Origin of the sequence: Myxococcus stipitatus DSM 14675, assembly GCF_000331735.1 — a bacterium.
GTDB classification, from domain to species: Bacteria; Myxococcota; Myxococcia; order Myxococcales; family Myxococcaceae; genus Myxococcus; species Myxococcus stipitatus.
Genome location: NC_020126.1, coordinates 1,356,865 through 1,382,847 on the forward strand (window position 1 = coordinate 1,356,865; position 25,983 = coordinate 1,382,847).

Consider the following 25,983-nt stretch of genomic DNA (forward strand, 5'->3'; position numbering starts at 1 on the left):
TCAACCAAAGGGTGCGGTGTCCTCGAGTCAGCCGCCGTTCATGAGGGAGCGGTACACGGTGAGCATCTCGCGGGCGTAGCGCTCGCGAGAGAAGCGCTCCACGGCGGTGTGCCGCGCGGCCTGCGCCAGTCGCGTGCGCAAGGGCTCGTCTCGCAGCAGCGTGCGGAGCGCATCCCCCAGGGAGCGGGAGTCCCCCGGAGGAATGGCGAGGACGTCCACCCCGTGGGTGAGCGCTTCGGCCGCGCCGCTCTCGCTCGAGACGATGGCGGGCCGCGCACACGCGAGGGCCTCCGCGATGGTGAGGCCGAAGGGCTCTCGCCGCGTGCTCGCGTGCACGAAGACATCCAGGGCCCGGTAGATGGACGCGGGCTCGGACTGGAACGGAACGAGTCCCACGCGCCCGGAGAGCTCGAGCAGGTCGATGCGTTGACGAAGCTCGTCCTCGGAGAACTGCGAGCCCGGTGTCTGGTACAGCGGACCGCCCACCAGATAGAAGCGGACCGGGAGCGACGGCTCCAGACGTGTCAGCTCCGCCGCCGCGTCCAGGAAGACGTCGTGTCCCTTCCAACGCGCGTAGGTGGCGACCAGCCCCACCCGCAGCGTTCCATCGGGAGCACGAGGCAGGCCCGCGAGGGCATCCAGGTCCACGCACGCCTGTGGCGCCGGAGCGAAGCGCTCCACATCCACCCCGTTGTAGACGACCTGGATGGGAACACCCCGGAGCACGGCTCGGGCGTCCTCGCCCACCGCGCCCGAGTTGGCGATGGCCACGGAGGCGAGTGGCGCCAGCGTCTTCAGCGCGCGTCGCACCAGCGGCCGCTCGCCGAGAAAGTCGTGGATGTGCCAGACGCGCTTCACGCGAAGCCCCGTGGTGGCGGCGCTGAGCAGGTGCGTCTTGATGCCGTTGGAGTGCACGACGTCCGGCTGGACGTTCGCGACCTCGCGGCGAAGGGTGCGGCCGTAGTCCGCGAGGAGCAGGGGCGCGGGCGCGAGGCTCCGTGCGAAGCGCAGGGCCTCGCGCGGACCGCGGCCTCGCAGCGCGCTGTCTCCCAGGGCGGACAGCGCGGGCGGGAGCGCGAGGAGCTTCGCGTCGACTCCCAGCGCGCGGGCTTCGTCGAGCAGCGGCCCCGGCGTCCCCGCGAGCAGGTGCAGCGACAGCCGAGGGTCCAGGTGGCGCAGGCACGCCATCAAATCCAGCAGCGCACGCTCGGCCCCGCCGACGACACCTACCGGGTTGAGGAACAGGACTCGCACGCACCCGGGACCGAATCAGACCCCTGTGGACCCGTCAATCCTGCTCCCCGCAATCCGGGTGACAGCCTCGACAGGAAATAGAGCTGGAATTCGAGATGGAGCTGTGTTCGCTGAGTCGTGCGAGAGGGCACGACGTCGTCGGTGATGGCGTCTGGCCATCAGGCCAGGGGATGATGAGTCGGACGATGAGTCCTTCGCGCAAGTGCCCCCGCTGTGGGGTGAAGCACCGCCAGGGTGTGACGGTCTGCCCGAAAGAGGTGTTTCGAGCGGACGTCGTCGCGTCGGGCGGGCCATATCGCGCGGGCGACGTCGAGGAGGACACGGACGGAGACACACACAAGAGTGTGCGAAGCGCGCTGCCGCCTCCCGCGAGCGCGAAGCCCGTGGTGCCCAATGCGCCCGTGGTGAACGCGGCTCGGATGTTGAAGTGGGAGGAGTCCGTCACCCGCGACATGCTGTTGGGCTCGAAGGTGGGCGACTACGTGCTCAAGCGCCGCATCGGCAGCGGCGGAATGGGCATCGTCTACGAGGGTGAGCACGCGGTCATCGGGCAGCGTGTGGCCATCAAGGTCCTCCGCCCCGACGTCGTGGAAGGCCGGCGGGCCAGGGACCTGGCGACGGAGGCTCGCGCGGCGTCGGCCATCCGTCACCGAGGCATCATCGACATCTTCGGCTTTGGCGTCATTCCAGACGTCGGGCAGTACCTGGTGATGGAGTACCTGGAGGGCACGCCGCTGGATGAGGTCATCCACCAGCGCGCGCCGCTGCCGGACTCGGATGCCCTCCGCATCCTGGATGCGCTGCTCAGCGCGCTGGGCGCGGCGCACGCGGCGGGCGTCATCCACCGGGACCTCAAGCCCGGCAATGTCTTCATCGTGCGTGATGAGGATGGCGCGGAGACGGTGAAGGTCCTCGACTTCGGCATCGCCAAGCGCAGCGAAGCGCCTCATGGGAGCACGCCGCAGACCCACGCGAACTCGATGGTCGGCACGCCGGAGTACATCGCGCCGGAGCAGGCGCTGGGCCAGCAGGTGAGTCCTCAGACGGACCTGTATTCGGTGGGCATCATCGCCTACGAGATGCTCACGCGCCGGCTGCCCTTCGAGGGGACGTCGCCCATGGCCATCGTCGTGCAGCACGTCCGCACGCCACCGCCGAAGCCCTCCACCTTCGTGGAGCTGAATCCCGCGCTGGAGGCGCTGGTGTTGCGCCTGCTCGCGAAGGAGCCCTCGCAGCGCCCCACCTCCGCCGAGGCCGTGCGCCGCGAACTGAAGCTCATCCTCGCGTCGCTCACCGAAGGCGTCACGCGGCTGTCCCCGGTCAAGGTGGACGCGCGGCATCCCTCGGAGGAGACGCAGGTGATGACGCCCCGGCAGGCGCGTCGCGAGCGGCGGGGGAGGGACGTCCGCCCGGGAGCGCGTCCCGTGGTGATGGCTCCGGTGAGCTGGACGCCGACGGCTACGATGATGCTGGAGCAGACGACCTTCGATGCACCGGGGGGACGTCTGGCGTGGCCGCGCAAGTGGTGGTGGGCGGTGGGCATGGCCACCCTGCTCGTCATGGCGGGCGGCTGGGCCGTCCTGGCTTCGTGAGTGGAGCTGTGCCCGCTCAGCGCATGAGCCGCAGATAGGCGTCCAGCACGGTGCGCGAGTGCGCGGCCCAGGTGAAGCGAGCGGCCCGAGCCAGCCGCCGGTCGAGCGCCGGAACCGGCGTGGCTCCGGTGAGCACCGCGTCCAGCGTCCGAGTCCAGGCGGGCACGTCACCCACGGGGCAGTACAGACAGGTCTCCTCGCCGACCTCCCGGAGCACGGGCAGGTCGCTGGCGATGACGGGAGCACCACACGCGAGGGCCTCGACGAGCGGGAGCCCGAAGCCCTCGGCTTCGCTGGGGATGAGCACGGCCTTCGCGTTCCGGTACAGGCCCGCGAGTGTCGCGCGCTGCTGGAACGGCGGCTGGAGCAGCGCCTCGCCAATCCCCAGACGCGCCACCTGCTCACGCTGAGAGGCGTTCAGCGCGCCGCCTTGCTGCACCAGTCGCAGGTCGGGGTGTCGAGCGCGCAGCGCGGCGAAGACCTCGAAGAGGACCTCCAGGCGCTTGCGAGGAATCGCGCTGCCGACATGCAGGAGATAGGGCCGTCCTCCCAGCGCGGAGAGCACCTGCTGGCTCTGGTCGCCCGGGACGGGCTCCAGGCGGTACTCGGGAGAGACGCCCAGCGGCGCCGAGACGAGCCGGGATGGGTCCACCAGTCCATGCGCGAGCAGCTCGTCGCGGATGGCCTGCGTGGGATGGAAGACGAGGGCGGCGCGCTCGAGGCCCCGGAGCTGGGCCTTCGCCATGAGCCGGAACCAGGTGGGGCGAGGGTCCCGGTGTGGCTCCACGACGGAGCGGAACGCGTCCAGGTCGAAGCAATAGACGCCGGTGCGCGAGGCGGGGAGCACGTGCGCCAGCTGCGCGTAGGTGTGGTCCACGATGTGGAACGCGTCGAACCGCTGTCGCGCGAGGAGCGCCTGCGCGGGATAGCGCCCGAACCGGCCGAGGATGCGGTCCGCGTTGAACGCGGACCGTCGCTCACCCACGCGAGGCAACCGGCGGACCACGGTGGGCAGCGACGGTCGCAGTCCTCGGACGGACACCTCGCGAGGATGCGCGGTGAGGCCGTCGAGGAGGGCCTCGCCCACCAGGTCCATGCTGGGCCAGCCCTCTTCGCGAGGGTCCATGAGCAGCGCGAGCCGGAGCGGCGAGGAGGACGTCAAGGAAGGCTCCGAGATGAGGTGGGGCTCACGGCGATGGCCGCAGCAGTGTCTCCACCGTGCGCTCCAGCGCGAAGCGTTCGCGATAGACCTGGGCCGCGCGAGCCCCCAGCGCGGCGAGCTCCTCGGGGCGCGAGAGGAGCCGCTCGGCGGTGTCGATGAGCGCGCGAGGCGTGCTCCCATCCGCGAGGGCGACCGCGCCCGAGTTCTTCCACAAGGGCTCCGTGAGGTGCCCCGTCTGGGTGACGAGCGGCAGTCCCAGCGCGAGCCCCGCCATGGCCGTCGTGCGGCGGGTGCTCACGCCATCGGGATACGGCTGCACCAGGAGGTCCATGGCCGCGAGGTGGGCCACCAGCTCCTCGGGGGCGAGCGAGTCGCGCGAGTGGAGGCGAGAGCGCAGCCCCGGATGACGAGTCCCCACCTCCTCCGCGAACGGCTGGCTGCCGCGCCCGAGCAGCAGCACCTGGCGCTTGGAGTCCTTGTCCAGCAGCGGAACCAAGGCCGCTTCGAGCGGCGCGCGGAGGGCGGAGCCGTACGTCCCGAAGTGGCCGAGCCACGGCCCCGTGCCCAGCGCCGCGCGCACGGTCGCGAGCGCCTGCGCGGGCACCGAAGTGGGGAGCGTGCTGGGCACGGGCCGCCACTCCGCGCGCTGGCGGATGGGCGAGGGGAGGTGCTCCGCCCACGAGGGGATGGACACGAAGGCGCGGTCCGCCGCGCCGCCTGCCAGTCGCGCCATCACGCGCGTGACACCCGCGAGCACCTGGTGCCGAGGTCTGGCGGACAGACTCCAGGGGTAGACGATTTCGTGGAAGAAGACCCAGCGCTCATCCTGGCGGCGCGAGGCGAACCACGTGCAGAAGGGCACGTTCATCGCCTTCATCCCGAAGGCGTGGGGAACGTACTGGAGCAGCAGCCTGCGCGGCGCGCGGCAGCGGTTCAGCTCGCGCGACAGCCAGCGCAAGCCCAGCGGCAGGAAGAGGCCGGGCGCACGGTGGACGGTGACACCGTGCTCCTCGAAGGTGCCTGGCTCGCCCGGAGTCCAGACATGGACCTCCTGCCCCTCGCGTGCGAGCGCCTGTGCGACGAGCCGGGTGTAGTCGCTGACGCCGCCCGGCTGGGGAGGATACTCACCGGTGAGCAGGTGCCAGGAGCGAGGCGAGTCCCCCACGGCTCAGGAGGCTTCCATGTCGCGGACGGCGAGGAGCTGGAAGGCGTGCTGGGGGAAGCGCGTGGCGAAGGGCTCGGTGAGGATGGACAGCCGGCTGCCCAGGCGCGCGGGCTTGATGCGCGGGTGCGCGAAGTCCCCACGCAAGGGCTTCCAGCCGCTCATTCCCTTGACGCGATAGCCTCGCAGCTCGAAGTCATAGACCTCCCAACCCGAGCGGTGGACCTGGTGGACGTTGTTGTCCCACTCATCCTGGGGAAGAAAGCCATTGGGCGTGAAGATGACCACGCGCTTGCGCGCGAGGGATTCCATCATCTCCAGCAACTGGTAGCCCTGGGGCTTCTCGAAGTGCTCGATGACGTCCAGCGCGACGACGGCGTCGAAGCTCTTGGGGGCGAAGTGCTTGCCCGCCTCGAGCAGGTCCATGCAGTGGTACTCCTGATGGATGCCCGCGGCGCGGCTGCGCTCGATGCTCACCGAATACCCATCCACGCCCACCGAGCGGGAGAAGTGCTGGGAGATGTGGCGAAGGGGCGAGCCCGACCCACAGCCGATGTCGAGCACGCTGTCGCAGGAGCCGACCAGGGCTTCTCGCAAGGTGCGGTGGAAGACTTCGTGCTCGTCGACGAGCACCTCGCGCTTGAGGAACTGGAGGAGGGTCTGGCTCGGTGACATGGCCGACGGACCGTAGCCTCGCGGCTCCGTGAGGAGCAACCTTCGTGGTGAAGGGGCGAGCGAACAGCCGAGCCCTGGCGGCTGGTGGGACGCGGTGCGCTGCTCTCGTTGCTTGTGAGGCCGGGGTGGGCCTCGTACCATCCGGCCACCTTTCGCGCGCTGGAGCGCGAGCGGAGGCCGGGAGCGGGCCTCACTCTTGCGATGAACGCGACCGCGGCACCCGAGGTGGACACCGGTGAGGTGAGGGCCCGTGCCCTGAAGGGCATGATCGTGCTGGTGGCGCGCACGCTGGCCTCGCAAGGGCTGCGCGTCGTGAGCGCCCTGGTGCTCTCCCGTCTGTTGTTCCCGTCCGACTATGGCCTGTTTGGAATTGTCTCGTACGCGGCCTCCCTGGGCGTGTTCCTGGGCGACCTGGGCCTGAGCGCGGCGCTGGTGCGCCAGCCGCACGAGCCCACGCAGGACGAGACCTTCACCATCTTCTGGTGCCACCAGGCGCTCACGGCCGTCATCGTCGCGGCGGTGTGTGCGTTGGCTCCGCGGCTCACGGAAGGGTACGCGCTGGGTCCTGGCGCGGTGCCCATGGTGTGTGCGCTGGCGCTGGGGCTGTTCCTGTCCTCGTTGCGAGTGATTCCGCTGATGGCGCTGGAGCGGAAGCTGGCCTTCCCGGCGATCGCCCGCGCGGAGCTGGTGGAGAACCTGGCGCAGGTGGCCTGCACGCTGGCGTTCGCCTGGGCGGGGATGGGCGCGTGGGCGCTGGCCCTGGGCGCGCTGGTCCGAGGCGTCGTGGGCCTCGTGTGCATCTGGTGGGCGTCGCCCTGGCGTCCGCGCGGGGTGTTCCGGCTGGAGGTGTTGCGGCGCCTGCTGGGCTTCGGGTTGGCGTTCCAGCTCCCGCCGCTGGTGGCGGCGCTGGTGGCGGGGTGGGTGCCGCTGGTGGTGGGGCACGTGCTGGGCAAGGAGAGCGTGGGCCTGGTGAACTGGGCCTGGGCGCTGGCCTCCACGCCGATGATGTTGAGCGCGGTGCTCAACCGCGTGGCGTTCCCCGCCTACTGCCGCTTGCAGGATGACCCGGCGGGGTTCGCGGAGTACCTGGCGACCTCGCTGCGGCGGCTGTCCACGGTGCTGCTCCTGGCGCTCCCGGTGGCGGTGATGGGGATGCCGGTGGTGGTGCCGCTGTTCTTCGGGGACCGGTGGAGCGCGGCGGTGCCGCTGGTGCAGTGGTTCAGCCTGGAGTGCCTGCTCGTCACGCTGACGGGGCTGCTCGCGACGGCGCAGAACGCGGGAGGTCGGCCCTGGGAGCGGCTGGTGGTGGTGGTGGGCGTGGGCGTGGCGAAGTGGGGCCTGGGGACGTGGGCCATCCACCGCTTCGGGCTGGCGGGCATCGGGCCCATGGGGGTGACGGTCTCGCTGGCGGAGGTGTGGGTGACGGCGTGGCTGGTGTCCCGGCTGAACCCGGCGCTGCGCGGGTTGGTGTTCCAGGTGGTGGAGCCCGTGGTCTTCGTGGGGTTGTTGCTGGCGGGGACCTTCGTGGCGGTGGAGGCGTGGGTGATGGAAGGCGCGCTGGTGCGCTGGGTGGCGGGGGTGGGGGTGTTCACGTTGTTGCTGCTGGTTCGCGAGCGGGTTCCCGGGACGCTGTCGCTCCTGGGCGTGCTGCGCGACATCCTGGCGTTCGTCCGTTCGCGGCGAGCCGCCACAACAGGGATGTGAGGCATTCGATGGCGAAGGCAGACCTGATCATCTCCATTGTCAATCACAGCAACCCCGAGCTGCTGCACGACTGCCTGCGCACGCTGTTCGCGACGACGCGGGACTGCACCTTCGAGGTGTGGGTGGTGGACAACGCGACGGATGGGCGAGGCGTGGAGGCGATGCGCCGCGACTTCCCGCAGGTGCGCTGGTTGTTCAACACGGAGCGCAAGGGATTCTCGGCCAATCACAACCAGGTGCTGAGGCAGGCGCACGGGCGCTACATCTGCATCTTCAACGACGACACCATCGTGCACGAGGGCGCGTTCGACGCGCTCGTGCGCTTCATGGATGAGAACCCGCGCGTGGGGATGGCGGGGGCGCGGCTGTTGAACGCGGATGGCACGGTGCAGAACTGCACCTTCCGCCCCATGTCCTTGTCGGGGCAGTTGTTCGACCTGGTCTTCCTGCCGCGCCCGCTGCACTTCCTGAAGCAGATGGAGATCGACCCGGCGCAGTACGGGCATGAGGAGGCCCGGGTGAACTGGGTGCTGGGTGCCTGCATCGTCGTGCGGGATGAGACGCTGGCGGAGGTGGGGCTGCTCGACGAGGCGATGTCGCCGTTGGGGAACACGGAAGACACGGACTGGTGTGTGCGGGCGTGGAAGGCGGGCTGGGAGGTGGCGTTCTGCCCGGAGGCGGTGATTACGCACCTGTCGAGCCGCTCGTTCCGTCCTTCCGCGACAGGGCCGGACAAGGTGCGGGTGGAGTTGTGGCGCACGCGGGTGGCGTACTTCCGCAAGCACCATGGCCGGCTGCAGGAGTGGATGCTGCGCGCCATCCTGGTGGGGACGTTGCCGTACAACTCGATGGTGCTGACGCAGACGTTGTTGCGAGGGCGGATGGCGCTGCCGGAGTTCCGCAGGCAGCTCTCCACGTTCCTGCGCATCTCCGAGATGGGCCTGCGGGCGCGGGTCTGACATGCCGTTCTTCTCGGTCGTCATCCCGACGTACAACCGGGCGCGGCTGTTGGAGCGGACGCTCGCGTCGGTGTTCGCGCAGGAGGAGCGGGATTACGAGGTGCTCGTCGTGGATGACGGCTCCTCGGACGACACGCTGGAGGTGCTGGGGCGGCTCGGCGAGAAGGTGCGAGTGCTCCAGCAGGCCAACGCGGGCCCGGGCGCGGCGCGCAACCTGGGCATCCAGGAGGCCCGGGGCGAGTACGTGGTGTTCCTGGACAGCGATGACCTGTGGTTCCCGTGGACGCTCGCGGTGTACCGGCAGGTGTTGCGAGAGCAGGGGATGCCCGCGGTGGTGATGGGCTCGTCGGTGACGTTCCAGAAGGAGGACGAGCTGGCGCGGGTGGCGCGAGAGCCCCTGAACGTGGTGCCCTTCCGGGACTATCTGGCGAGCGCGGGGGACACGACGCCGCGCACGGCGTGTGTCCTGGCGGTGAGGACGGAGGCGCTGCGGCGCGTGGAGGGCTTCACGCCGTTGCGCATCGTCGCCGAGGACTACGATTTGCTGTACCGGCTGGGGACCGAGCCTGGGTTTGCCTGGGTGCGTGCGCCGCTCGCGGTGGGCTACCGGAAGCACGAGGGCTCCGAGTCCACGATGCTGGAGTCGGCCCACCGGGGGATGGCGTACCAGTTGATGCAGGAGCGCTTGTCGCGCTACCCGGGTGGGACGGAGCGGAGGCGCGAGCGGTTGCAGATGCTGCTGTATGCGAGCCGGCACGTCTCACACGTGATGGTGGACCACGGCCGGATGGACCTCGCGCTGGACTTGTATCGACGGAGCCTGCCGTATCATCTGGAGGTTCCTCGCTGGCGGTACCTGCTCGGGTTCCTGCCGAAGATGGCCGTGCGAGGGCTGCTCCAGAGCGTTCACCGAAACCAGCCGGGCTCATCGCGGGCCTGACTCCTTGTCCGTGTATCAGGCGGGCTCCTGTGTCTCGCGGGGTGCTGTGCATCTTCCTCCCAGGGGAAGTCTGCACGCGCTGCCGGAGGCACGGGATGGACGAAGCTCGTCGAGGGGGAGAGTCCAGTCGCGGGATGCGGTCGTCCGAGATGAAGGGAAGTGCTTGGGGAGGCGTCGACCTGGGCGGGACGAAGATTGAAGCGGTGGTCGTCGACGCGGAGGGGAGGCCGCTGGGGAATGCGCGGCATCCCACGCCGGCGGGTGGGCCGAAGGAGGTGGTGCGAGCCATCTATGAGGCCCTGGAGGATGCCTCGCGGTCCGCGGGGCTGGCGCCTCGTCGGCTCGCGGGAGTGGGCGTGGGGGCTCCGGGCTCGGTGGACAGCAACACGGGAACGCTCGCGCGGGTGAGCAACGTGGGCAAGGGATGGACGGAGCCCTATCCCCTCGCGGGGGCGCTCGCGGACCTGGTGCATGGCCCGGTGGTGCTGGGCAATGACGTGCAGGTCGCTGTGACGGCGGAGTACCGGCTGGGAGCGGGGATGCCCTATCGCTCGGTGCTGGGCGTGTGGTGGGGAACAGGGGTGGGCGGCGGGTTGGTGTTGGATGGGATTCCGTGGCGAGGGCGCGGCGCCGCGGGAGAGGTTGGCCATGTGGTGGTGAAGCCCGGAGGCTCGCGCTGTGGCTGCGGACGCCGTGGCTGCATGGAGGCCTATGCGGGCCGAGGGTGCCTGGAACTCAAGGCACGCAAGGCGGTGAAGCGGGGCGAGAAGACGATGCTGCTCGAGTGGATGAAGAAGAAGGGCCGGACCCGGCTGACGAGCAGCATCTGGAAGAAGGCGCTGGATGAGCAGGATGCCGTGGCGACCCGGCTCATCGACAAGGCGGTGTTGATGATGGGAGTCGGGCTTTCGTCCGCCATCAACCTGCTGGACGTGGACGCCATCATCCTGGGCGGAGGATTGGGGACACGGCTGGGCGTCGAGTATGCGGAGCGCATCCATGAAGCAATGCGTCCGCACATCTTCGTCCCGGAGCGTCAGCCACCGGTGGTGTTGGCGCAGCTCGGAGAATTGTCTGGCGCCATCGGCGCCGCACTCCTGGCGGAGCCTCCCTTGCACTGAGAGGGATTGAGACGGTCAGGGCGCGGGAGCAGAGACGGTGGCGAGCTTCGGGGCCGCCTCGGGCCGCCGCTTCATGCGAAGGGCCAGGCGCTCGACGTACCTCCACGACAGGAATCCCAGGAGCAGCGTGGGAGGAAACGAGAGCAGCGCGTTCTGCCACCACGGCATGGGGCCACCCACCAGCGCCGTGACGGCCTGCTGCACGGGAAAGGCATAGATGTAGACGCCATAGGAGAAGTCCCCATGGCGTCCGAAGTGCGCGAGCCGGCTCGGGATGAACGCGAGGTACAGCACGAGGTACGCCCCGCAGGAGCCCATGGCCACCTTCAGCCCGGTCCCCGCCATCGCCGTGCCCGTCAGGAGGGCCACACAGGCCAGGGCGAGCCACGGGCTCATCCTCACCCGGTCCCTCCAGAGGTAGAGCACCATCCCGCCTCCGAAGTAGAGCCCCAGCTCGGGCCAGAACCCCAGACGGCCGATGTGGAGGAACGACACCCCCGCCGTGAGGCACCACCCCACGAGCGCCAGGTCCTTCCGGAGCAGCTTCGCCAACCCCAATCCCAGCACGACCAGGTAGAAGCCCACCTCGTACTTCAACGTCCACAGCGAGCCGTTGACGGCACTCGCATACACATTCGACGGGAACACCCCGGGCAACGCCCATTGCGGCTCGACGAGCGTGAGGTTGCGCAAGACGAACGTGTACGTCTCCGCGGACGAGAAGTAGTCCCGCAACGGCAAGGTGGTGAACGCCGCCCCGAGCCCGAAGGCCGTCAGCAGCAGCGACACCGCGAGCCCCGGGAAGATGCGCAGCGTCCGGGCCTGGACGAACCCACGGGCCTCCTGGCCGCGCTCCCAGCTTCGCGAGATGAGGACCCCGCTGATGACCAGGAACACCGCGACGCAGACAATCCCCAGACTCACCTGTCCATGGGTGAAGACCGTCAGGGGCTCCGTGCCCTCCTTCGGTCCCTCGCCCAACGGAAACGCGTGGCTGACGATGACGCCCGAGGCCGCCGCGAAGCGCAGGAAGTCCAGGTTGTTGCTCCGGCCCTCCATGCATTCACGCAGCGTCGGGCGGGACGAGAGGGTCATGACCGGGGCTCGTGGAGCTGTGAATACGGCCCTTGCACCTGGGCCCAGCGGCTCGCCAGGACGAAGAGAATCTCCCGCACCGCGTCTCCGCGAAGCGCCAGCGCGGGACTCGCGAGCCCCGCGCCCAACAGCCGTGCCCAGTTCTTCACCCGACCGACGCCCGCGGACTTGCGGCCCAGGTAGCGCGCCTCGAGCGTCTTCTCGCTGCGCACCACACCCACGATGAGCCGGAGGAAATACCGGGTCTCGAAACGGGAGCGGGGGATGAGGTGCCACACCTTCAGCGAGGGCGAATAGACACGCCGATGTCCTGCCTTGCCCAGCAGGAAGCCGAACTCGATGTCCCCCCCACTCAAGAGCTGCTCGCCCAGCCGGTCCGGCATGAGCTGCTCCGGCGTTCGCCACGGCACGGCATCCAGGAACGCGGCGCGGCGCAGCCACAACCCCGCGCCAATGGTGGGGGCGATCGTCGCCGCCGCGCCGAAGTCGATGGGCGCATCCCCCAGCCGGTGGTTGATGGCGAGCAGGTGCTCCCGCCGGGAGATGCTCGGCGGAGGCGGCGTCTCATAGCGCGGGTACAGCCGCGACACGACGACACCCACGTGCTCGTCCTGGAAGTGCACCAGCCCATCGGCGACGAAGTTCGGCTCGGGGACGTTGTCATCGTCGAGGAAGCACACGACGTCCCGACGCGCGCTCTGGATGCCACACAGCCGCGCGAAGAGGAGCCCCTGCCGGGTCTCCGACACGACCCGGACCTCGACGCCGCGCTGACGCAGAGCCGCGACGGACGGGCTCTCCTCGACCACGCGCGAGGTGCCGTCCGTGGAGTTGTTGTCCACGACGACGACCTCGAAGCAGTCACTCGGCGCCTGCTGCGCGAGCAACGCCTGCAGCGGTGCCTCGACACGCCGCGCGCCGTTGTACGTGGGGATGACCAAGGTCACGCCAGACTGGCTCATCGTTGTGTCTCCATGCCGGCTCGCACGGTACCGCGCACGTCATCCTTTCGGGCGAGCAGCACATCCCGGAGCTTGAGGAAGGGCTTCTCCACCGTGACATACGTCACCCACGAGACGCCCAGCGTGAGCGCCAGGAACGCGAGGAGGTCCAGTCCCCACGCGCCCAGCCTCACGTCCAGGCGCTCGAGGACCCGGACCACCAGCCCATGCCACAGATAGGCGCCATAGGAGAGCAGCGCCGTCGGGTAGATGCCCCAGCGAAGCCACGAAGGAAGCCGCAGCGTCTCGACTCCCACCAGCACCGCGCCGAAGCCGGCCGCGAGCGCACTGAATATCCAGACATGGCCCGTGGTCGTCACGAGCGCGCCATGCCAGCCCACCGCGACCATCAACAGGATTCCTCCCGCGATGCCGCAGGCGGTGCGCCAGGGGCGGGGCCACTGTCTCCAGACAGGCGCGGTCCGCGCCAGGAACACCCCGATGGCGAGTCCGTCCAGATGCTGCTCCGTGGACCACGCCACGAACTCGGGGAAGGTCGACAGGTGCTCGCCCGGCGGAAGGTCGCGGACGTAGAAGGCGCGGGCGAGGACGCTCACTCCCACGGGCACCAGCCAGGCCCACGCGGGCCAGCGACGCCCGCCCAACGCGAAGGCGAGCAGGGGCAGCACCACGTAGAAGTGCTCCTCCACGCACAGGGACCAGCTCTGCACGAAGTCGCGCGGCAGCGAGAAGTTCTGGAGGAACAGCGCGTAGTGCCAGCCTCCCCCCAGGAAGGGTGTGCCCACCACCCAGGGCTTGAGCGCGTAGAGCGCGAGCACCACGAAGTAGAGCGGCAGGGTGCGCATCCAGCGCTTCATCCAGAAGGTGCGCAGCTGCGAGCCCAGCGGCGCGTCCGTCTCCGGCGCGAAGACCTGCCGACCGATGAGGTAGCCCGAGAGGACGAAGAAGAGGTCCACGCCCATCCACCCATGCGCGAACGCGGCTCGGAGCGTGAAGGGCACCGCGTCATGGACGGCCTTGGGCGCATGGAAGACCAGCACGCCCAGGATGGCGATGGCGCGCAGGAGGTCCAGCCCATCCATTCTTCGTTCAGGAGCGTGCGTCAACGAACGGCTCCACCATCCGAAAGCGAGCAGTCGCTGCCTCTCGGCATCGAGGTGCTTCGGGCAGCGCGACAGGATGGATGACGGACTCGTTGGGTGTCGCGGAACCGGAGACGCATGGGGACGAACAGGAGGCGCATTGTGTCCCCCGTCGCGAAGGCGTCAACAGCGGACAGAGAAGGGCCTGGTCGCAGGCTCCCTTTTCCAATCGGCTGGGAACCTTACAGGGGAGACCCGCGTGGAGGTCTGGTGTTGCCTCGCACGTCGTGGAGCGGAGATGTGCATCGAATCCGTGACGTCGGTGGATGGGCGGGTCATCTCGGACGCACGCTCTTGTGTCGCATAAGGACATGCATTGACGCGCCGTGACGCCCGCCCCCACCATGGGCGGCGCGGCACAACTCGATGATCACGTTCTTCGTCGCATTCCTGCTCTCCCTCGCGGTGGCCCTGACGCTCACGTACTTCGTGCGCAATTGGGCCCGCGCCTGGGGGTGGATGGACCCGGTCGACTCCAGTCGAAAGGTCCACGTCCGGCCCATCCCCAGGCTCGGCGGCATCGGCATCGTCGCGGGCTTCTTCGCGCCCCTGTGCGCGCTGTTCCTCGTGGACTCCGGCGTCGGGCATCACTTCCGCCTCCACACGGAGCTCGTCTACGGCCTGTTCCTCGGCGGCGCGGCCATCGCGGCGCTCGGGCTCTACGACGACCTGCGCGGCGCCAATGCCCGCCTCAAGTTCGGCGTGCAGTTCCTCGTCGCGCTGGGCCTCTACGCCCTCGGCTTCCGCATCGAGGTCATCGCCAATCCCTTCGGCCCGGAGCTGTCCCTGGGCGTGCTCGGCCTGCCGTTCACCGTGTTCTGGATGGTGGGCGTCGTCAACGCGCTCAACCTGATTGATGGCCTGGACGGGCTCGCGGGCGGCGTCGCCTTCTTCGGCGTCAGCACCAACTTCATCCTCGCGCTCGCGCGGGGAGACATCCTCTTGTGCCTGCTGATGGCGGCGCTCGCGGGCGCCATCCTCGGGTTCCTCGTCTTCAACTTCAACCCGGCCTCCATCTTCATGGGGGACACGGGCAGCATGTTCCTGGGCTTCGTGCTCGCCGCGGTGTCCATCAAGACGAGCACCAAGAGCGGCACGGCCGTGGCCATGCTCGTGCCCGTCATGGCGCTGGGCCTGCCCATCATGGACACGCTGCTCGCCGTGGTGCGCCGCTCGCTCCTGGGCCGCCCGCTGTTCAGCGCGGACAAGGAGCACATCCATCACCGCATCATGAGCCGCATGGTGCTCAGCCACCGCTCCACCGTGCTGGTGCTCTATGGCCTGTGCGGACTCTTCACGCTGACGGCGCTGGGGCTGAACTTCGCCAACAGCGTGCAGAGCGCCCTGCTGCTCAGCGGCATGGGCGTGGTCATCGTCGTGCTCATGCGCAAGCTGGGCTACCTGGACCTCGCGCGCGCGGGGGACATGCAGCAGACCCGTCAGCGCAACATCCGGCTGCGCTCGCTGGTGAAGGAGGTCTCCGCGTCGGTCCGCGCCGCGAAGTCCGTGCAGGAGGTCTGGACCTCGGTCCGCGCCCTGGCCGAGGGCCTGGACGTGTCGAGGCTCGAGCTTCGCTTCCAGCACGTCCGCAACGAGCTCACCGAGGGCATCGTCTTCGAGACCCAGCGCGCCGCGGGCAGCCCGGTCTCCTTCGACCTGCGGCTCGATGTGAAGGATGGGGACGCGGTGATTGGGGCGCTGTCGCTGGCGTGGGCCAACGGGCGCAACGCCACCAGCCGCGATGAGGAGCTGGCGCTGGAGTTGGTCGCGGACGCGGTGGCCGAGCGCTCCGCGCGGCTCTTCGCGCACGCGGACGCGGACCCCTCGCGGGTCGTCATGCTGAGGCGATGAGGCGTGGCGGGCTCGCATGCCCTCGTGGACCTGCTGCGCTCCTGGCCCTCGCCGCCGGAAGCGCCTGCTCCCGAAGGCGCCGCGGCGGCTGAGTTCGTGCGCGCGGCCGTGCGCCACGGCCTCGCGGGATTCGTCGCCCACGCGGTGGGGCAGGCGGGCTGGGAGCTCCCTCCCGAGTCGAGCGCGCTGCTGCGCCGCGAGTCCCTCACGGGCGCGGCTCGCGCGCTCCAGGTGAAGGCGCTGCTGCTGCGGAGCCTGGACGTACTGGCCTCCGAGCGCGTGGTGCCCGTGCTGCTCAAGGGCTATGGGCTGGCGCGGAGGCTGTACCCGGACCCGCTCCAGCGGGCGACGCGCGACGTGGACCTGTTGGTGTCTCGCCGGGACGTGCCCACCGCGACGCGAGCCCTCTCCGGATTGGGGCTGAGTGTCCGCCCCTCGCGCGATGGGCGCCACGCGGAGGCCGACTCACACCACGTCGAGCTGGAGGGGCCCGCGGGCCTGGTCGAGCTGCACTTCCGCGCGCTCGCGGGCTGGGGGCAGGCGCTGGAGGGGGATGCGCTGGTGGAGCGCGCGGTGGTGGGGGAGCTCGAGGGCCGCCGGGTGAAGTGGCTGCGCCCCGAGGACGAGGCCGTGTACCTGGCCCTGCACGCCAGCAATCACCTCCTGCAGCGGATGGCGTGGCTCTTCGACTTGAAGCTGCTCGCCGAGCACGCGCTGGATTGGACCCGGGTGGTCGAGGCGGCTCGCGGCACGGAGCTGCCTCAGCTGGCCTGGTACGCGTGGGACGCCGCGCGGCGGAGGCTGGGGGCCGCGGTTCCGGACGCCGTGCTGTCCGCGCTCGCGCCACCCCCGTGGCAGCGAATCCTGGCGGAGCGCTTCTTCACGGAGCCGCGGTTGGTGGACGCGGAGCTGGTGAACAGCAAACCCGCATGGGTCGCGGCGAAGCTGCTGCTGGCGCCCAGGCCCGTCGCCATGGCGCGGTATGCGCTCCGGCGCCTGGAGACCGCGGCCAGGAGACTCCGGTGAGCCGCGCACCACCGGGTGATGAAGCCGCCCCGGCTCCAGGGTAGGGTCCTCGCGACGCACGGGATGGAGCGCAGGGCGATGATGCTCGAAGAGCTGTTCTCAGGGGTGACGGGGACTGGGGTCGGGCTGAGCGTGCTGACCGCTTTCCTGGGCGGCAGGTTCATGCAGGGGAGCGCCATCTTCGGGCGATTTCCCCGGAACCGCGATGAACTGGTCCGATGTCTCTTCGCGGTAGGGCCCATTCGAAGATGGCGCCTGCAGCTCCTGGGGTTCCTGTGGTTCTTCACCTGCCTCTTGTCCATCGTCCCGTACCTGATGCTGATGGCCGCCATCCGCGTGGAGTGGGGATGGCTGATTGCCCGGTGGATGAGGGACCTCTCCCTCTGAGGGCCGGGCGCGCTCGGGGTCCTCGGGCCCGAGTCACCCCCAGGGGCCGGGCACTGTCCGGTGGCCGCCACTGGGGGGAACTCAGGCAGTGATTGCAGGGCATGCGGTGGGCCCGTTAAAGGGGGCCACCATGCCGCTCAGCCTGCTCGACACCTTCCGCGTCCTCGCCTCGTTCGACCCTCCGCGAGGTGCCCTCAAGGGCGCGCCCTGGGACGAGTACGTCGACTGGGCCATCGCCCAGGGGCTGGCGCCGCTGGCGGCCTACAACCTCGAGTACCGCCTGGGCCCCACCGCCGCCCCCGAGTGGGCGAGGGACCGGCTGCTCGCCGTCTACCAGGGCTCCGTCAACGACAACGTGATGAAGCTCGTCAACTTCAAGCAGGTCGTCGACGAGCTCCAGGGCCGCAAGCTCGTCCTCATGGGCTCCGCCGCCTTCGCCGAGGCGCTCTACCCGCACATCGGCTTCCGCCCCGTGCTGGAGCTCCAGCTCCTCATGCGCCGCATGGACGTGGACGGCTTCGCCGGCTTCCTCTCCAACCACGAGTTCCGCCCCGACTCCGTCCCGGCCCACAGCGGCGCCACCAAGGTGGTCACCGACGGCCGCACTTCCGTCTCCCTCTACTCGGACATCCTCGGCCCCCAGCGCCGCGAGCAGGCCCTGGGCATCATCGACCGCGCGAAGCCCATGAAGGTCTACGGGCCCTCCTTGTTCCGCGCGGACCTGGAGGACTCCGTCCTGCTCGTCTGCCTGGAGCACGCGCGTCAGGGGTATGACGTACCCTGGCTGTCCTTCATCGACCTGCGCGAGCTCGTCACGGGGGCGAAGTGGATGGGAGGCGTGTACTCCCGCCCGCTCGACATCCCGGCGTTGCTTGCCCGCGCCGCGGAGTGGCGTGTGGAGCGCGCTCTCTACACGTCGCTGTCCATCGTCGCCCGCCTCTTCCCGGAGGCCGCCGCCGAGGCCACCGCCGCGCTGCCCCCGCTGCGCCGAGCCACCCGTGAACTTCTGGACCGTACGGTGGTGGGTCCAATCAGCACCCCCGGCCAGACGTCCGCTCTCAGGGGCTTGGAAAGAGTGCGTCGTCTGCTCACTGGACAGTAGGCCCGGCCGGTTGCCCGGCCAGCCCTGGGACGGGCTTTCTTTCCGAGCGCGTCCCGGCGTATGAGTTCCAGCCAAGACACCGCCACACTGGGACTCCTTCAATGCGTATTGCCATCATCGGAACGGGCTACGTCGGCCTGGTCGCGGGCACCTGCTTCGCGGACTCGGGCAACGACGTCACGTGCGTGGATATCGACGAGCGGAAGATTCGCATGCTCCAGGCGGGCGAGGTGCCCATCTACGAGCCGGGTCTCGAGGAGCTCATCAAGAAGAACGTGCGGGAGAAGCGCCTGTTCTTCACGCGGGACTTGCCCGAGGCCGTCTCCAACGCGCACGTCGTCTTCATCGCCGTGGGCACGCCCGAGGGTGAGAGCGGCGACGCCGACCTCCAGTACGTGCTGGCCGCCGCCGAGCAGATCGGCAAGGCGATGAAGCAGTACACGGTCGTCGTGGACAAGAGCACCGTGCCGGTGGGAACCGCCGACAAGGTGCGCGAGGCCATCCGCAAGGTGACGAGCATCGAGTTCGACGTCGTCTCCAACCCGGAGTTCCTCAAGGAAGGCGCCGCGCTGGACGACTTCCTCAAGCCGGACCGCGTCGTCATCGGCGTGGACTCCGAGCGGGGGCGCAAGGTGATGGGCGAGCTGTACGCCCCCTTCGTGCGCACGGAGAACCCGGTGCTGTTCATGGACACGCGCTCGGCGGAGCTGACGAAGTACGCGGCCAACGCGATGCTGGCCACGCGCATCTCGTTCATGAACGACATCTCCGCGCTCTGCGAGAAGGTGGGCGCGGACGTGGACTTCGTGCGCAAGGGCCTGGGCTCGGACCGGCGCATCGGCTACCCGTTCCTGTTCCCGGGTGTGGGCTACGGCGGCTCGTGCTTCCCCAAGGACGTGAAGGCGCTGGGCGCCACCGCGCGCGAGTTCGGCCTGGAGTTGGACCTGCTGCGCGCCGTGGAGCGCACCAATGAGCGGCAGAAGAAGCTCCTGGTGAACAAGGCGACCAAGCACTTCGGCGGCTCGCTCGAGGGCAAGAAGTTCGGCGTGTGGGGCCTGGCCTTCAAGCCGAAGACGGACGACATGCGCGAGGCGCCGTCCATCGACGTCATCGAGGGCCTCATCGGCAAGGGCGCGACGGTGGTGGCGCACGACCCGGTGGCCACGCACTCGGCCAAGCGCGTCTTCGGCGACCGCATCCGCTACGCCAGCGTCCCCTACGAGGCGCTGGAGGGCGTGGACGCGCTCTTCGTGGTGACGGAGTGGAACGAGTTCCGTCACCCGGACTTCGAGCGCATGAAGGGCCTGATGAAGTCGCCGGTCATCTTCGACGGGCGCAACGTGTTCGACCCGGTGCGCATGCGCGAGCTGGGCTTCACGTACTTCGGCATCGGCCGCCGGTGAGCCAAGGCGGTTCACTCGATGCGCTGACGGGGCTGCGCTTCTTCGCGGCCCTGCATGTCGTGCTGTTCCACTTCGCGCGCCCGGTCCTGGACCCGGCGCCGGAGTGGCTGCGGAGCCTGGTGGGCTCGGGCTACTCCGCGGTGGGTGTCTTCTTCGTCCTGTCTGGCTTTGTCCTCGCCTGGAACTACCTGGACACGGACGGGCGCATGGAGACGGGGACGCGTGCGTTCCTCGCGGCCCGCGTGGCCCGCGTCTATCCCGTCTATCTGCTGACCTTCCTGCTGTCCTCGCCGCCCGTGATGCTCGCGTCGGTGGGGGAGAACGGCTGGAAGGTGGCCGCGATGAAGCTCGCGGTGGCGGCGGTGGCGACGCTCGCGCTGGTGCAGGCGTGGGTGCCTCGGCTGGCGCTGTACTGGAATCCCCCGGGCTGGTCCGTGGCGGTGGAGGCGTTCTTCTACGCGCTCTTCCCCCGGCTGGCGCGCTGGCTGCCGCGCCTGCGTCCTTCCTGGGTGCCGGGCGTGCTGGTGGGGCTGTGGGCGCTCGGGCTCACGCCGCCGGTGCTCTATCTGGTGCTGCGGCCGGATGGCCTGGCCACGGTGGATGTCCATTCCTGGGGCACGTGGTTGGCGTTGATGAAGTTCACGCCCGTGGCGCGCCTGCCGGAGTTCCTCTTCGGGGTGGTGCTGGGGTGGTGGTTCGTGCGCGAGCGCGCGGAGGGGACGCAGAAGGGCTCGGGCGTCGTGCTGGCCTTGCTCGGCGCCGCGCTGCTCATGGCGGTGGGAGCCGCGGGGGAGCGGATTCCCTATCCGCTGATGCACAACGGGCTGCTCGCGCCCGCGTCGGGGCTGCTCGTGTACGGGCTGGCGCGGGGCGGTGGGTGGCTGGGCTGGGCCTTGTCCCGGCCCGTCGTCGTCCGGCTGGGCGCGGCCAGCTACGCGCTGTACCTGCTGCAGTTCCCCGTGGGGGAGGCGGTGGCGAAGGTCGCCCCGTGGGTGGGCCTGGCCACGCCGCTGGGGAAGCTGGGGCTGGTGCTGCTCTGGGTCATCCCCGCATCGCTGTTGACGCACCACTTCGTGGAGACGCCGCTGCGCTCGCGGGTGCGCAAGCTGCTTCAGCCCTGGGTGGACGGGGAAGGGGCGGCGCCCGCACGTCCCGTGGCGCCAGGGGCCTGAGGAGGCCCCGCGTTCAGTCGAGAGGCGGTGCTAGCGGGAGATGCCGCACTCCTGCTTGCCCTCGGCGGTCTCGATCTTCCGGCAGTCGCAGCCGTCGAGCTTCGCCTCGCAGACGGCCTCGTCCTCGGGCGTGGGCTCCACGTTGTTCTCTTCGCGAGCCGCGCGCTGGATGCACAGCTCCTTCTCCACCGAGTTGATGGCGCAGTCGCACAACTTCTCTGACAGCTCGCGGCAGGCTCCCTTGCAGCCGGTGAGTCCGGACAGGGTGGCGCAGAGGAGGGCGGTGGCGAGGAAGAAGCGGCGCATGGGTCGGCGAACATGCCAGAAGGTCCTCCGGATGCAAGCCAAGTCCGGGCCCGGGCGTGAATGAGCGGATGCCCTGGGGGGCCCGCCTGCCTGGGTTGACGGTGGGGACGCCTCGACGCGGCGCTCCAGGGAGGGGAAGGTTCCGGCACCGGACGGGTGCGGGCCGTGCGCGAGCCCGCGAAAGACGGGTTTGGCCTGATATGGGTATGGCTTGGGGGGCGTATCGGTTGACCCTGGTTCACACTCGCCTGGTGGCCCTGTCTGCTGTCGGGCGAGGGCCGCGAGCCAGAAAGGAGAGTGTTTCAAGGCCCGTGTCATACTTCCGCGCCTTCGAATGCCTCCCACGCATCGCAGCAGCTCGCGGTACACCCGGTTCGCCGAAGTGGCCTTGGCCGCTCTCGTCGTCGTGTGTCCGTTGGCGCTCGGTGGCGCGGCCCGTTGGCTGTCCTGGCCGCTGATGGTGCTGGCGGGCGTGGCAGCGGTGCTCGCGGGCGTCGGCGCGCGGCGGCAGGGGCAGTCCTTGCGCTTCCCGCTGCTGGCGCTTCCGTTGGGGGTGGGCGCGGCGCTGTGCGCGGTGCAGTTGGTGCCGCTGCCGGCGGGTGTGCTGCGGGTGCTGAGTCCGGAGGCCGCCTCGCTGCGGGAGTTCGCGCTGGAGCCCTTGGGGCTCACGCGGGCCCGGCCGGTGTCGCTGGAGCCGTCCGCCACGTGGCGCGAGTTGTCCAAGCACCTGGCCTACCTGCTGACGTTCCTCGCCGCCGTCCAGGTGTGCCGGTCGAGGGAGCGGAGGCGGCGGCTGCTCGCGGTCCTGGTCTTCACGGGCGCGGCGGTGGTGCTGGTGGGCCTGGGGCATTCGCTCCTGGGCGTCTCCTCGCTCCTGGGGCTCAAGGCGTGGGAGCACGCGCGGCCTCCGCTGATGACGTTCTTCGCCAATCCCAATCACCTCGCGGGCTTCCTGGGCCTGGCGTCCACGGTGGGCGTGGGGCTGGCGCTCACCACGCGGCCTCGCTCCAGGGCGCTGCCCTTCGCGCTGGCGGCGGGGGCGAGCGGCCTGGGCGTGGTGCTGTCGCTGTCCCGAGGCGGCATCGCCTTCTTCGTCTTCGGCCAGGCGATGCTGGTGCTGTGGCTCTCGCGTCAGCGCCGTGAGGAGGCGGGCCGGAGTCTGCTCGGCGGGTCTCGGAGCACGGCCGCGCTCCTGGGGTTGCTGGCGGTGCTGGCCGTGGGGACCTACGCGGTGACGGAGGCCCTCTGGGTCGAGGCGCGCTCCGCGGACAGCCTGGAGAAGCTGAGTCAGTCCAAGGTGGCGCTCTGGCCCATGATGGCGCGAGCCGCCAGCGCCTTCCCGGTGCTGGGCATGGGACGGGGTGCCTTCGAGGCGGTCTTCCCCCGCTACCAGTCCGAGCCCAACCCCAACACGCTCACGCACCCGGAGAACGCGGTGCTGCAGGTGGTGGCGGAGCTGGGCGTGCCGGGGCTGTTGCTCCTGGCCGTGGCCCTCTGGGCCTTCATCGGCCTGCTGCGTCGGGAGGGCCTGGACGCGCTGGAGGGAGCCTCGCTGGCGGGCGTGGCGGCGCTGGGGCTGCACAACCTCTTCGACTTCAGCCTGGAGCTGCCTGCGTGCGCGGTGGCGGTGCTGGTGGTGCTGGGCGCGGTGGTGCGGCCTCGGGAGCGGGGCAAGGAGGCCGGGGGCCCGGTCTGCCTCACGCCGTCCTGGGGGTTGCTTTGCGCCGGCATGGCGCTGACGGCCCTGGGGCTGGTGGCGCTGGTGCCTGGGAGGCATCGGCTGGCGGACGCGGAGGCGGAGCTGGCGACGCTGGTCCGGGAGCGCGCGCCCCTCGACATGGTGCGGGCGCGAGGGCTGGAGCTCATCGACCGGCATCCGTCGGATTACCTGCTGTACCGGATGGTGGCCTCCGCCCACGTGGCGCGGGGCGGGGGGGAGGGCGCGGCCGAGGCGCTGGCGTTCATCAACCGCGCGCTGACGCTGGCTCCTCGGGACGCCGTGTCGCATCGCGTGGCCGCGCAGGCGTTGCTCGCGCTGGGGCGCCGCTCCCAAGGCTTCCTGGAGTACCGGCTCGCGAACGAGGCGGGAGACCTGGGGGTGTTGCGCGGCGAGGCCGTGCGCCAGGCCCGCTCGGTGGAGGACCTGGTGGCGATGACGCCGGACTCGCCGGAGCTCGCGGGCCACCTGGTGGACGCGCTGAGCAACGTGCTGGGACGACAGCCGCTGGCGCTGGACTACAACGGCTGGGCGCGGGCGCACTTCGAGGGCCGCCCGGGAGTGGTGGGGCTGTGGAAGCGCGAGGCGCGGCTGCGTCTGCTGCGCAAGGAGCTGCCGGAAGCGGAAGGGGCCTGTGTCCAGGTGGAGCGCCTGGAGCCGGAGCGGCTGGACACGGTGCTGCTGCGCGCCGAGGTGCTGAAGGGCCGCGGGGAGGGCGAGGCCGCGCTGCGGGCCGTCGAGGCACTCCGGTCCCGGAACCCCATGAACGTGGAGCTGGCCTTCACCCTGGCCTCCTGGCAGTTGGAGGCGGGGCTGACGCGGCGGGCTCGCGAGACGCTCCACGCGGTGGGCGGACTCCTCTCCGACTACCAGCAGCGGGCGCGGATGCTGTCGATGGAGGCGGAGGCGCTCGAGCGCGAGGGCCTCCTCTCGCGCGCGGTGGAGCGGCGCCAGACGGCGGCTCGGCTGGTGCCCAGCTCGGACGCGTACTTCGCGGTAGCCCGGTTGCAGGAGACACTGCGTCGCTATGACGCCGCGGCGCGCTCCGTGCGCGAGGGCCTGGAGCTGCTGCCTCCCGAGGCGCGAGAGCCCGCGCGCGCCTGGGTGACGCGGCTGGAGTCCGCCGAGCGGTCCCGGGTGGAGACGCGCCGCAAGGAGCTCCTGGACGACCCGAAGGCGCAGGAGCTGGAGCACTTGCTGGGGGACTCGCGGGAGCCCGCCGTCGAGCCGTGAGCCCGCGCGACGCGTGCCTCACGAAGGCATGGATGCGTCCTGTTCCATGAAGACCGGTGGGATGGGCACCACGGGGGCCTGAGGCCGGAGCCGCTCGTGGATGAACGACGCGACCAGGGGCCACTCGAGCGTGGCGAAGTCCTGGAAGCGCATCTCCACGGCTTCTTCGTGAGAGCCCGCTCGGAAGAGCAGGTGCTCGGTCAGGCTGAGCGTCTCGTCCACCGCCACGGGCAGGCTGTAGAGCTCCCCGAAGGGAGGCTCCGCGCCCACCTCGCAGTCGGGGAAGTGGTCGCGGAACTCACGCTCGCTGGCGAGTCGCACGGTGCGCACCCCCAGCAGCTCCCGCACACGCATCAAGTCCAGCGTGCCCGCCGCGGGGACGACGAAAATCCAGGGCTGCCGGTCCGCCATCACGATGACGGACTTGGCCACGCGCCAGCCCGAGACGTGAAGCGCCTGGGCCAGTTCCTGCGCCGTGACGGCGCGCGGATGCCAGTAGCGCTCATAGAGGACCCGATTGCGTTGGAGATAGTGCTGGATGGAAGCCGGAATCACGAGGCGTCACCTCCTTGACGAAAAGGTGTGTCACCCCGGCGGCTTCGACCACGGCACCCCGCGCCCTTCGTGCCCACGGCATTCCGCCGTGGGCCCGCTGGCCTGGTGCGAGGACAAGGGGGCAAGCCCCTGGTGCTCACTGCTGGAAGTCGTAGACGCTGCCCAGCTTGAGGATTCGCGTCAGCTCGTCCAGCGCCGTCATCGTCTCGCGCGCGAGCTGTGGGTCCTGCAGGTCCTGGGGACGGAGCACGTCGCGGTAGTGGCGGCGCACCCAGGCGGCGAGCGACTCATGCAGGGCCGGCGAGTAGAAGACGTCGGCGTGGATGGCCTGGCGCTCGGCGTCCGTGAGCCACACGCGCTGGCGCAGGCAGGCGGGCCCACCGCCGTTGTTCATGGACTGGCGCACCTCCAGGTAGTGCACCGCCTTGACGGGGGTGTCCTCGGCCACCACGCGCTCCAGGAAGCCGCGCGCCGCGGGCGTCTCCCGGCTCTCCACCGGGGCGATGATGGCCATGGTGCCGTCCGGCAGCGTCAGCACCTGCGAGTTGAAGGGGTAGGCCTTCACGGCGTCCTTGGCCGGCAGCTCCGCGTTGCTGGCGACGACGGCGCGGAAGTCCGGGCCCAGCTTCTCGCGCAGCACCTGGAGCAGCCCCGGGTGGTCCACGAAGGCGAGCTCGTGCAGCATGAGGAAGCGCTCGTTGCCCACCGCCAGCACGTCCGTGTGGAAGGCCCCCGCGTCGATGCCGTCCGGGTGCTGCTGGGGGAAGAGGACGTGGTGCGCGTCGAGCTGGTGGAGCCGCGCGAGCGCCTGGCTGGACTCCAGCGTCTGCCGGGCGGGGAAGCGCTTGGGGCCCTGCACGTCCTGCCACGCGCTGCGGCCCCAGGCGAGCAGGTGCACGCCCGCGTGTCCGGGCGTGGAGAGGCGGGTGTGGTTGGCCGCGCCCTCGTCCGCGAAGTGGCTGCCGGGCGGCAGCGGCGCGTGCACCGCGAAGTGCTTCTCGTCGGCGAAGATGGCGCGCAGCACCGCGTGCGTGGTGTCCGCCTCGAGGGCGCGGTGGAACATCTGCGAGAGGTTCGCGGGCGTCAGGTGCACGCGGCCGTCGGCCGTGTCGGCGCTGGGGGCCACGGTGGCGGCGTTGGCCGTCCACATGGAGGAGGCGCTGGAGGTGAGCCGCAGCAGGTGCTCGGCCTCGCGCGCGGCGCGGGTGATGACCTCCTCGTCCGTGCCGGTGAAGCCCAGCGTCCGCAGGGCCCGCAGCGACGGGCGAGGCTGCGGCGGCAGCACCGCCTGGCCGACGCCCAGGCCGGAGACGAAGCGCATCTTCTCCAGGCCCTGAAGTGCCGCTTCACGGGGATGGCTGGGCTCTCCGACGTGACTCTGGGACGCCAGGTTGCCGGGCGACAGGCCCGCGTAGTTGTGGGTAGGACCGACGAGGCCGTCGAAGTTGTATTCGCGCATGGGG

22 protein-coding genes are annotated in these 25,983 nt (G+C 70.2%); 12 read left to right on the plus strand and 10 right to left on the minus strand.

The genetic code is table 11. The annotated features are described in order from the left end of the window. Positions 1 to 27: 27 nt before the first annotated feature. Complete coding sequence (locus MYSTI_RS05370) at positions 28 to 1,254, minus strand: glycosyltransferase family 4 protein (protein WP_015346690.1); 1,227 nt, start codon at positions 1,252 to 1,254, stop codon at positions 28 to 30. A 185-nt stretch (positions 1,255 to 1,439) separates the two neighbouring features. Here MYSTI_RS05370 and MYSTI_RS05375 point away from each other — a divergent pair, with 185 nt between their 5' ends. Continuing rightward, positions 1,440 to 2,846, plus strand: coding sequence for a serine/threonine-protein kinase (locus MYSTI_RS05375; protein ID WP_015346691.1), 1,407 nt, complete (start codon positions 1,440 to 1,442; stop codon positions 2,844 to 2,846). A gap of 16 nt (positions 2,847 to 2,862) precedes the next feature. On the opposite strand, the gene MYSTI_RS05380 is transcribed toward MYSTI_RS05375, so the two are convergent. The 3 genes from MYSTI_RS05380 to MYSTI_RS05390 all read right to left on the minus strand — a co-directional run bounded on the left by MYSTI_RS05380 (position 2,863) and on the right by MYSTI_RS05390 (position 5,845). After that, the gene (locus MYSTI_RS05380; protein ID WP_015346692.1) at positions 2,863 to 3,972 is read right to left on the minus strand and encodes a glycosyltransferase family 4 protein; all 1,110 of its coding nucleotides are present in this window, start codon (positions 3,970 to 3,972) and stop codon (positions 2,863 to 2,865) included. Between the two features lie 61 nt (positions 3,973 to 4,033). After that, positions 4,034 to 5,173 (minus strand): glycosyltransferase family 4 protein, encoded by a 1,140-nt coding sequence (locus MYSTI_RS05385; protein WP_015346693.1) that lies wholly within the window; start codon positions 5,171 to 5,173, stop codon positions 4,034 to 4,036. Between the two features lie 3 nt (positions 5,174 to 5,176). Further along, positions 5,177 to 5,845 (minus strand): class I SAM-dependent methyltransferase, encoded by a 669-nt coding sequence (locus MYSTI_RS05390; RefSeq protein ID WP_015346694.1) that lies wholly within the window; start codon positions 5,843 to 5,845, stop codon positions 5,177 to 5,179. Between the two features lie 201 nt (positions 5,846 to 6,046). Here MYSTI_RS05390 and MYSTI_RS05395 point away from each other — a divergent pair, with 201 nt between their 5' ends. The 4 genes from MYSTI_RS05395 (at position 6,047) to MYSTI_RS05410 (ending at position 10,569) form a co-directional block, all read left to right on the plus strand. Continuing rightward, complete coding sequence (locus MYSTI_RS05395; protein WP_015346695.1) at positions 6,047 to 7,549, plus strand: oligosaccharide flippase family protein; 1,503 nt, start codon at positions 6,047 to 6,049, stop codon at positions 7,547 to 7,549. Between the two features lie 8 nt (positions 7,550 to 7,557). Continuing rightward, positions 7,558 to 8,508 (plus strand): glycosyltransferase family 2 protein, encoded by a 951-nt coding sequence (locus MYSTI_RS05400; protein ID WP_015346696.1) that lies wholly within the window; start codon positions 7,558 to 7,560, stop codon positions 8,506 to 8,508. Between the two features lies 1 nt (position 8,509). Continuing rightward, positions 8,510 to 9,448: a glycosyltransferase family 2 protein gene (locus MYSTI_RS05405; RefSeq protein ID WP_015346697.1), complete on the plus strand. Its 939-nt coding sequence runs from the start codon at positions 8,510 to 8,512 to the stop codon at positions 9,446 to 9,448. 149 nt (positions 9,449 to 9,597) lie between these two features. Continuing rightward, positions 9,598 to 10,569: an ROK family protein gene (locus tag MYSTI_RS05410; RefSeq protein ID WP_233278177.1), complete on the plus strand. Its 972-nt coding sequence runs from the start codon at positions 9,598 to 9,600 to the stop codon at positions 10,567 to 10,569. A gap of 15 nt (positions 10,570 to 10,584) precedes the next feature. Here MYSTI_RS05410 and MYSTI_RS05415 read toward each other — a convergent pair whose 3' ends face one another. Genes MYSTI_RS05415 through MYSTI_RS05425 form a run of 3 tightly spaced genes read right to left on the minus strand, consistent with a single transcriptional unit; the run spans position 10,585 to position 13,708 of the window. Next, positions 10,585 to 11,664 (minus strand): acyltransferase family protein, encoded by a 1,080-nt coding sequence (locus MYSTI_RS05415; RefSeq protein WP_015346699.1) that lies wholly within the window; start codon positions 11,662 to 11,664, stop codon positions 10,585 to 10,587. Then, on the minus strand, positions 11,661 to 12,626 hold the full coding sequence (locus MYSTI_RS40460) for a glycosyltransferase (protein ID WP_015346700.1): 966 nt from the start codon (positions 12,624 to 12,626) through the stop codon (positions 11,661 to 11,663). Before MYSTI_RS40460 ends, MYSTI_RS05415 begins: the two co-directional genes overlap by 4 nt. Next, entirely contained in the window at positions 12,623 to 13,708 is a 1,086-nt protein-coding gene (locus MYSTI_RS05425; protein WP_015346701.1) for an acyltransferase family protein, read from the minus strand. Before MYSTI_RS05425 ends, MYSTI_RS40460 begins: the two co-directional genes overlap by 4 nt. A 426-nt stretch (positions 13,709 to 14,134) precedes the next feature. Between MYSTI_RS05425 and MYSTI_RS05430 the strand changes: the two genes are divergently transcribed. From MYSTI_RS05430 to MYSTI_RS05455, 6 genes are all read left to right on the plus strand, one after another. Then, positions 14,135 to 15,619 (plus strand): MraY family glycosyltransferase, encoded by a 1,485-nt coding sequence (locus MYSTI_RS05430; RefSeq protein WP_015346702.1) that lies wholly within the window; start codon positions 14,135 to 14,137, stop codon positions 15,617 to 15,619. Positions 15,620 to 15,622: 3 nt separating this feature from the next. Then, on the plus strand, positions 15,623 to 16,645 hold the full coding sequence (locus MYSTI_RS05435; protein WP_015346703.1) for a nucleotidyltransferase family protein: 1,023 nt from the start codon (positions 15,623 to 15,625) through the stop codon (positions 16,643 to 16,645). Between the two features lie 78 nt (positions 16,646 to 16,723). Continuing rightward, positions 16,724 to 17,032: a hypothetical protein gene (locus tag MYSTI_RS05440; RefSeq protein WP_015346704.1), complete on the plus strand. Its 309-nt coding sequence runs from the start codon at positions 16,724 to 16,726 to the stop codon at positions 17,030 to 17,032. 130 nt (positions 17,033 to 17,162) lie between these two features. After that, the gene (locus MYSTI_RS05445; protein WP_015346705.1) at positions 17,163 to 18,134 is read left to right on the plus strand and encodes a nucleotidyltransferase family protein; all 972 of its coding nucleotides are present in this window, start codon (positions 17,163 to 17,165) and stop codon (positions 18,132 to 18,134) included. Positions 18,135 to 18,235: 101 nt separating this feature from the next. After that, on the plus strand, positions 18,236 to 19,537 hold the full coding sequence (locus MYSTI_RS05450; RefSeq protein ID WP_015346706.1) for a UDP-glucose dehydrogenase family protein: 1,302 nt from the start codon (positions 18,236 to 18,238) through the stop codon (positions 19,535 to 19,537). After that, entirely contained in the window at positions 19,534 to 20,709 is a 1,176-nt protein-coding gene (locus tag MYSTI_RS05455) for an acyltransferase family protein (RefSeq protein WP_015346707.1), read from the plus strand. The genes MYSTI_RS05450 and MYSTI_RS05455 overlap by 4 nt, the downstream gene beginning before the upstream one ends. A gap of 30 nt (positions 20,710 to 20,739) precedes the next feature. Here the strand turns inward: MYSTI_RS05455 and MYSTI_RS05460 are convergent, their stop codons facing one another. Beyond that, positions 20,740 to 21,015 carry a hypothetical protein gene (locus MYSTI_RS05460; RefSeq protein WP_015346708.1) on the minus strand — a complete coding sequence of 92 codons (276 nt, stop codon included), beginning with the start codon at positions 21,013 to 21,015 and terminating at the stop codon, positions 20,740 to 20,742. 334 nt (positions 21,016 to 21,349) lie between these two features. Here MYSTI_RS05460 and MYSTI_RS05465 point away from each other — a divergent pair, with 334 nt between their 5' ends. Next, a complete protein-coding gene (locus tag MYSTI_RS05465; RefSeq protein WP_015346709.1) occupies positions 21,350 to 23,965 on the plus strand; it encodes an O-antigen ligase family protein in 2,616 nt (871 codons plus the stop codon). A gap of 18 nt (positions 23,966 to 23,983) precedes the next feature. Here MYSTI_RS05465 and MYSTI_RS05470 read toward each other — a convergent pair whose 3' ends face one another. Both MYSTI_RS05470 and astB read right to left on the minus strand, forming a co-directional pair. Next, positions 23,984 to 24,520, minus strand: a complete 537-nt coding sequence (locus MYSTI_RS05470) for an aminoacyl-tRNA deacylase (protein ID WP_015346710.1) — start codon at positions 24,518 to 24,520, stop codon at positions 23,984 to 23,986. 136 nt (positions 24,521 to 24,656) lie between these two features. Continuing rightward, a complete protein-coding gene (astB, locus tag MYSTI_RS05475; protein ID WP_015346711.1) occupies positions 24,657 to 25,979 on the minus strand; it encodes an N-succinylarginine dihydrolase in 1,323 nt (440 codons plus the stop codon). Between the last annotated feature and the right edge of the window lie 4 nt (positions 25,980 to 25,983).